5 protein-coding genes and 1 pseudogene are annotated in these 7,672 nt (G+C 60.3%); 4 read left to right on the forward strand and 2 right to left on the reverse strand.

From position 1 onward, the window contains the following. Positions 1-225: 225 nt before the first annotated feature. The 4 genes and pseudogenes from AB0M95_RS40315 to AB0M95_RS40330 form a co-directional block, all read left to right on the forward strand. Positions 226-435 (forward strand): annotated as a pseudogene (locus AB0M95_RS40315) (transposase); the annotation flags it as partial. A gap of 73 nt (positions 436-508) precedes the next feature. Then, on the forward strand, positions 509-670 hold the full coding sequence (locus AB0M95_RS40320) for a hypothetical protein (protein WP_363776880.1): 162 nt from the start codon (positions 509-511) through the stop codon (positions 668-670). A gap of 297 nt (positions 671-967) precedes the next feature. After that, the gene (locus AB0M95_RS40325) at positions 968-2,566 is read left to right on the forward strand and encodes an AAA family ATPase (protein ID WP_363776870.1); all 1,599 of its coding nucleotides are present in this window, start codon (positions 968-970) and stop codon (positions 2,564-2,566) included. Then, on the forward strand, positions 2,553-3,587 hold the full coding sequence (locus AB0M95_RS40330; RefSeq protein ID WP_363776872.1) for a UvrD-helicase domain-containing protein: 1,035 nt from the start codon (positions 2,553-2,555) through the stop codon (positions 3,585-3,587). Before AB0M95_RS40325 ends, AB0M95_RS40330 begins: the two co-directional genes overlap by 14 nt. Before the next feature lie 319 nt (positions 3,588-3,906). On the opposite strand, the gene AB0M95_RS40335 is transcribed toward AB0M95_RS40330, so the two are convergent. Continuing rightward, a complete protein-coding gene (locus tag AB0M95_RS40335; RefSeq protein ID WP_363776875.1) occupies positions 3,907-5,187 on the reverse strand; it encodes a DUF3322 domain-containing protein in 1,281 nt (426 codons plus the stop codon). Continuing rightward, positions 5,174-7,450: an SbcC/MukB-like Walker B domain-containing protein gene (locus AB0M95_RS40340; RefSeq protein ID WP_363776877.1), complete on the reverse strand. Its 2,277-nt coding sequence runs from the start codon at positions 7,448-7,450 to the stop codon at positions 5,174-5,176. Before AB0M95_RS40340 ends, AB0M95_RS40335 begins: the two co-directional genes overlap by 14 nt. Between the last annotated feature and the right edge of the window lie 222 nt (positions 7,451-7,672).

The raw sequence follows: 7,672 nt of genomic DNA on the forward strand, positions 1-7,672 counted from the left end.
CTGCATGAGAAGCCCTCTGTGACCACCGTCTTAGGCCTGGTCGCGATCGTAGTCGGCGCCGCTCTGGCGAGTAGAACACAGAAGTCTCCCGGTGCAACCTGACGCCTCCACACGGCGGCGCCGCCCTGAGTGTGAATGAAGATCCGTCCCCACCACACTGAGGTTCCCCTTCGACGTGGACACCCCTGACAATGGATCTCGCTCCATGGATGGGGAGAGTGTCGGGTGGCACGTCCGTCGAAGTACGGCGATGAGTTCAAGAAGGACGCGGTAAGCCTTGTCCGCGAGTCGCATCGGACCTGCGCGGATGTCGCGCGGGAACTTGGCATGCACCGCCAAACCCTGCGCGTGTTCGCGAGGCCGAGCAGCAGGAGTCCGACGCCGGCATCGGGCCGGCCCGATGCCGGCGAGCGAGAAGAACTCGCGCGGCTGCGGAAGCGAGTCGCCGAGCTGGGGAAAAGGAGATCCTCCGCAAGGCGGCCGCGTATTTTGCCAAGGAGATGGATCGTTGATCAGCCGCTTCCGGTTCATCTCCCCCCACCGCCTCCTCTACGGGGTCAAGCGGCTGTGCCGGATGCTCGACGTGGCGCGCAGCGCCTTCTACGCCTGGCTCGGCCGGGAGCCGGCCCGAACGTGCAGCTCAGAGCGTGGCGCAACGAGCATCGCCTGACCGCGCGGAAATGGCCGAGAAGGTCAACGCCACCGCCAGTTGCCCTTCGCAGTCTTGCCAACTGAACAGGTAGGCCCGTGAGTCAGCGAAACCAGAACGGGGCGATATCGGGGGCGGCCATCATGTCCGTTTCAATCGCTTTGTCGGGTTTGCGCGTAGTCACTTCGGGTGGTTTTCCAAGATCGGTTTGCTGTGGTCACACCGGCACCTCGATACTCTCCGGTATCGGGGCTTTGGTGCATGTAGGGCGTTAGTGCGCGGGACCCTCGGTCGGCGCTTGGTGGGGAGAGTTCATCGATGCTTGCCAAGATAGTTATCCAGAATTACCGAACGTTTCGGCGCTTTGAGCTCGACTTCGACCCCGACTTGAATATCTTGGTCGGCGATAACGATGCAGGGAAGTCCACGCTCATTGAGGCAATCGGCCTTGCACTCACGAACCGAATCCGCGGACGCCTGTTCGCCCAAGAGCTATCACCCTACATGTTTCATAAAGATGTGGCCGCAGAGTACGTTGCCGCCATCCAGGCCGGGAGAACTCCGCCCCCGCCCGAGATCATCATTGATCTCTTCTTCGACAGCAAGGCCGAGCTCGCGGGGCTCTACGGTACAAACAATCTCCTGAAGGTCGATGCGCCCGGGATCCGCGTCCGGGCCGGGTTTAATCCCGACTATCGAGATGAATACGAAGCCTTCATTGCACGTCCCACCGACGTGAGACTTGTGCCCACAGAGTACTATCGAGTCGACTGGTTAGATTTTTCAAGTAATGGCATTACTGCCCGAAGTGTCCCTGCCACAGCCTCGCTTATCGACGCGTCCAATATTCAGCTCCAGAGCGGTGTCGACTACTACCTGAGTGGAATCATAAGTTCTCACCTCGACCCCAGGGAACGAGTTGAGCTTTCTCGCGCCTATCGCAGTCTCCGTGAAAATTTCGCAGATGATGAGTCGATCGTTGAGATCAACGAGAAGCTCCGCGGTGCTCCACGTGATGTCAGTGATCGTCAGTTAACTCTGAACATCGATGTCTCACAGAAGGCGAGCTGGGAAACGAATATAGTTCCACACCTCGATGACTTGCCCTTCCAGTTTGTCGGCAAGGGCGAGCAGAGTACACTGAAGATACTCCTTGCGCTGAACAAGAATGTGGACGACGCGCACACTATTTTGGTGGAGGAGCCGGAAAACCACTTATCCTTCCCCAACCTGGGTAAGCTTGTAAACAAGATCAGTACGAAATGTGTGGGAAAGCAGGTATTCATTGCCACCCATAGCTCGTACGTCTTGAACAAACTGGGGCTGGAGAAGCTCGTGCTTCTGTCGGTCAACGGCGGATTCCGGCTGGATATCCTGCCTGTCGATACTCGTGATTACTTCCGTAAACTTTCGGGCTACGACACTCTCCGCCTCGTGCTGGCCCGGCGCTCAATTCTAGTAGAGGGACCTTCGGACGAGTTGGTAATTCAGCGGGCGTATCTCGATAGGCACGGGTGCCTGCCTATCGAAAACGGCATTGATGTAATCAACGTGCGGGGGCTCTCGTTCAAGCGTTTTCTCGACGTCGCGGTACTTCTAAAGCAGAATCATGTCACGGTCGTGACAGACAATGACGGCCAGGACGCCGCAGATGTTCGCGCTCGCTATAGTGCCTACCTGGCTCATGGCAACGTCTCTGTTTGTGTGGGTGAGGGAAAGGACTATAGAACACTCGAACCTCAGCTCCTTAAGGTCAACGATATCGAAACATTGAACAAAGTGCTCGGAGTTTCGTATGGCTCGCCTGAAGAGCTCTTGGATTACATGATAGACAATAAGACTACGTGCGCTTTGGCCGTCTTTGATAGTCCTCTCCCCATCAATATGCCGGAGTACATCCAAGATGCCATCGGCTGACAATCTAGCCGTAATATCGGCGGCCGGCTCCCGCAAGACCCAGTACATCGTTGACCGCGTCCTTGCAAGCTCATCTCGGCGAGTTCTGGTCACTACGTACACCAACGAGAATCTCCGGCAGATAACAGAGAGACTATCTATCGGGAGTGGTGTTCTCCCCGCTCAGGTGACGGTCATGGGCTGGTTCAAATTTCTCATGAGCCAGTGTGCCCGACCATATCAGAGCTATGTCCTCGGTGAGGCTGGTGTTATACGCGGACTGAACTTCATTGGCAGTAAACCACAGTATGCAGCTAAGAAGAATCCCCGGAGATACTATCTCGACTCCCATGATGCTGTGTATCGCGATGCTGTCTCAGCTATTGCCGTTGAGGCCAATAGGCTGAGCCAGGGTAAGGTGATCAGGCGCCTTTCGCGCATATATGATCACATTTATATCGATGAAGTTCAGGACATGGCTGGCTATGATCTGGATTTACTCGACGCGTTGCTTGATTCACCCGTGGGGATCACGATGGTGGGCGACCCTCGACAGGCCACCTACGTGACGAACAATGCTCGCAAGAACACGAATTTCAAGGGAAACAGAATCTCTTCTTGGCTCCAACAGCGAAGGGACCGATGCTTTATCCAGGAGCGAACCGAGAGCTATCGATGCAATCAGGCGATCTGCGACTTTGCCGACGGTCTCTACCCTGAATTACCCCGGACTACATCCATGAATAACGAGACTACCGGGCATGACGGTGTCTTCGATATCCGACCAGAACAAGTCCGCTCATATGTGGAACAGTATTCGCCGATCATTCTTAGGCACCAGAAGACTTCCGATACGCAGGGCTTGGCCGCAATGAATATCGGCGTATCCAAAGGGAGTACCTTCGATCGGGTGCTTATCTTTCCCACCAAACCGATGATCCACTACTACCACAATCGCGATCCCGAAAAAGCGGGCGATCTGGCGAAGCTCTATGTCGCGGTGACGCGCGCCAAGTATAGTGCCACTTTTGTGATCCCGTAACAATATGCTCGGGCGCGCGGTACGGTGCCCATGTTACCCGCGCCATCGTCGCGGCGCTGAGTTTACTCCGCAATCTTGCTGCCGTCCGCCTATGCGACGATTGGGATTCCCTTGCAGGGGCACATCGCATTCAGGCTAGAAGAGAGTCGCTCTGGGCTGTGACCGGGGCGGGCGGGTGAAGGCGGGTACCCAGGAGATTAAGGGGGGCCGCTGGTCCCTGCGAGAGAAGATGGTTCAAGGTTTGCGACAGGTTCCATCACGTCGCGGACGGCGGCTGGTAGGCGGCTGGCACATTCCGGCTCGCGTCATGGGTCGAGGTTCAGGGCGTCCCGGACTGCTGCGGGTGAGTGCGCGCGTCCCGGTCGGGCCGGTGCAGTGGCCCGGCTTCGGTCCGTGCGTCGATCTGGTCGGACTTCAGCGTTGCGATGAGGGTTGCTTGGGCGTGCGGCCAGGGAATGCGTTCCTGCTCAAGGAGCAGCCCCGTGCCCTCACTGGATACGTGGTCGGTGAGTAGCCGGTAGGTCTCCAGTTCGGAACGGGTCAGGAAGGGGAGCGCGGTGCGTTGAGGGCCTGCTCCATTCACCGTCAGGTGGCGGAATCGATCGAGTGTGGCGATGTCCATGAGGATCGTGCGAGCGGGGATTCCGTAGTCGCGTAGGTCGTTGACGAACTGGAAGCCGGGTGCATCGATGTCACCCCAGTAAAAGACGAGGGATGCGGTGCACACCCAGGAGATGCGAGCGTAGTTGGCGACGTGAAACCCGCTGCCGTGCAGGACGACGGTGCCGGGGATATCCTCGGTGAGCGCGTAGCCGGTCTCCTTGTTCTCCAAGATGAGCACAAGATGGGGATGACGAGCCCACCGGTTGAGGTCTTCGACGGAGGCGGCGAAGTGCCGCATGCCACCGACGGCGGCGCGGAGGTCGGGGTCGAGGACCGCAACCTGAATCAGCTCGGGCGGTAGCCGTAGACCGAGCCGTTCATGTAGGCGGCGGCGGTGTGAGCTTGGCTCGGTGCTCTCGTCGTCTCCCGCTGGATGCTCGGGGCCGGCGTCGCCGAGCATGGCCAGGACGAGGCTGGAGTGGCGTTGAAGCCATTTGGTGTCGATGCCCTCAATGGGCAGCTGCCGGACCAACAGCCCTGAGGTCGGGTTGGTCCGCAGCCAGGTAACGGTCTGGAGCAGTCGTTGGTAGTCCACCTCGGCCAAATCTGTGACTTTGCGGACAATTCCGGTGAAACGTGCGTCGGGAAAGGCGCTCTGTAGGGCGACGAGGCGTCGCCCGCATCGTGTCCAGATTCGCTGAGTACTGAGGTGGACGGCCGCCACATCGGCGGCTCTGGTGAGGACGAGTGTCTTGGGCATCTCGTGGGTTCCGGTCGGAAACCGGACGCTGACGCGTTCTACGACGCCAGGGCCAGAATAGGCCGCCCAAGTCTGGGCCCATGTGTGGCAGCCGATCGGGTCGGTGGAGCGCTTCTGGTGGGTGGGTGGGTGGAGTTGGATCCGTAGCGGCCAGGCGCCGCCGCCGCGTGCCCAGTCAGGGTAGTGCCGTTCGAAACGGTCGCGTAGGTAGTCCCGGATCTCGTCAGGCTGACGCACGTCCGGCTCCGTCGAGTTCGGCGAAGCGTTGGATGGCGAGTTCCCCGAAGGTGGCTGATGCGGCGTTGGAGCGAGCCCCGCCGGGAGTGAGGCGTTTTTCGATGAGGATGGCCTGGCCGATGAACGGTTCGAGAACGCCCGACATGCGGATCGGCGCGGCGACCAAGAGTTGAAAGCCGAATTCGTCGAACGCCGACAAGGCTTGGGCGGAGAATGTCTCGTCTGATTTGCTGAACGCCTCGTCCAGCATGAGGGGTGCGAAGCGGGGCCTACCGCCTGAGTCAGGGCCCGCGAGGTTGTAGCTGAGGGCCGCGGCGAGGCAGAACGCGACGAGCTTCTCCTGTTCGCCGCCGGAATTGGAGGCGGTGTTGCGGTAGGTGTGCACGGTCAGCCGGTCGGGGGTTTCCTCGCGACCGTAGAAGGCGTAGGAGAGGCGGACGTCGAGGACTTCGCGGCGCCACCGTTCGGCTTCGGTGTCAGTGGTGGTGAACCGTGCCATGAGTTCGCGGACCCGCTTGAACTGCCGGAGCGACTCTTGGGTGTCCTTGCGCGCAGCGGGGGCGTTGCGAAGCAGCGCGTCGACATGGCGGCGGAACTCTTTGCTGGCATCGAACTGGCGCGGTTCTATCGCGATCTGCAGATGGGTGCCGACATTGAACTCCACTCGACTCAAGCCGGCGTTGACCATGGTGACGCGGTCGCGGATGTCGGCGGCGGCCTTTTCGATGGCGCGCTGCAGGAAGCTCACTGAGGGAACCATGTCTTCGCTGATCATTTTTTGGAAGCGTTCCATAGCCTGCGGGAGTTTTCGTTGGCTGATCTCCTCGTGCAGGGCGGCGAAGGCTCCGCCGGACCGTTCGGGGTCACCGCTGGTGTCCGGCGCGGCATCAGGCCACTCCTTGATGAATGCGTCGATGGCCCACTTGATACGGGTGAGCGCGAGCCGCCGGTCGCTGTCAGCGGTATCGCGGCGGCGTTCAAGCTCGCGGCGGAAGGCGAGTCGCGCCTGCCCGATCGTCTCGGGGGCTACGGCCATGCCAAGCTCAGCGTAAACCTCATCGAGGTAGACGCGGTCCCGGTCCTCGCTGATGACATGTGGCTGAGGCTCCTCGACCTGGTACAGGCTGGTGAGCTGGCGGCTGCGCTCCTCGTCGGTTTTGATCGTGTTGCGGGTGAACGCACATTTGTCGACCAGGTGATCCCAGTCGTTCTTAGCCTTGTCGCGTTGCTGCTCCAGCCGGAGGAGGTTCACATCTCCCGCTTTGAGATCCTCGATGCGACTGGCTAGGGCTTGGGCGGTGCGCCGAGACGTCCAGTGGTCCAGGTCCGCCCACGTGGTGTAGTTCAAGATCTGCTTGGCAGCCTCAATGGTGGAGCGGACGGTCTGCGCCTGGATGTCCAGTTCTTCCGCTCGTGCGGTCGTCGTCTTCTTGGCTGTTTCGAGCTCGGCGACCTCGAGTTCGAGCGCGGCACGCTTGGCTGCGGCGTTGGTGCCTAGGATGTAGGAAGAGGGGCGGGTCAGTTCGGGGCGATCGTCTTTCCGGTAGTGGTTGCCCGGCAGTTTCACGGTGCCGAGCAGGGTGACTGCTACCCGGTGTTGCTCCAGGTCTCGGGCGGTCTCCACGCATACGTGATCGAACCGTTTGACCAGCTGTGCGGCCAGCCATGGACCGCATCGATGGGACATCTCCACGGAGAGCTTGCCGGCGAGGGTGTCATGCTCGGGACGAGGTTGGTGGGCCGAGACGCCGGTGACAATGCTGTATTCGACGATCCCTTGCATGTCGTGGGTGTCGATGAACTCCCGGACGGCGTTCTTATGCTGTTCGAGGACCAGGAGCCGAAGCCCGAAACTGCGCAGGACTTTCTCGGCGGCAGGCCGCCACCGTTCCTGACCTTTGGCGATGTCGATGAGTTCGGCCGCATACGGAAGATCGGTCAGCGGCACCCGCGCACCGTCCGCGATCAACTCGCGGCGCTGCAGCGCATGAATGGGTAGGAGTGAGCGGGCGGTGTGCAGCACGGCCAGTTCGCCGCTCTTCTCCTCGTGCAGTTTGTCGGCTTCCCCGGCCATGGCCCGGGCGCGGTTTAACTGTGGGTCGATGCGTTGTTTGTCGGCCTCGGCGTGCTGCAGGAACTCCGGGACCTGAGAGTGAACGGCGGCAAATGCACCTTCATCCTCTGGGCACCGAAGCCCCAGCCTTGTCACATAGCCGCCATAGAGTCGATAGGCACGCTCCCGGGCGCTGACCTCGTTGTTCACGGCTTCCAGCTGGGTTTGCAGAGCGGTGAGCGCCGCGCCCTCCTTGCGGAGCTGATCGGTGCCCTCTCTGTCAGACTTCTGTGAGACATGGGACGATTGAGTCCTTTTGATACGAAGCAGGGCGAGACAGGACGATCGAGACAGTGACGATGACTCTCGCTGACCAGGCCGCCACGACGGGGCAGGATGGTCAGGTGACCAGCAAGCGGGTGCGCCGGCCGG

Source organism: Sphaerisporangium sp. NPDC051017 (genome assembly GCF_040683095.1).
Lineage (GTDB): Bacteria > Actinomycetota > Actinomycetes > Streptosporangiales > Streptosporangiaceae > Sphaerisporangium.

Coding starts and splice junctions, on each gene's coding strand:
- AB0M95_RS40330 (WP_363776872.1), top strand. CDS start 2,553: ATGCCATCGGCTGACAATCTAGCCGTAATATCGGCGGCCGGCTCCCGC.
- AB0M95_RS40325 (WP_363776870.1), top strand. CDS start 968: ATGCTTGCCAAGATAGTTATCCAGAATTACCGAACGTTTCGGCGCTTT.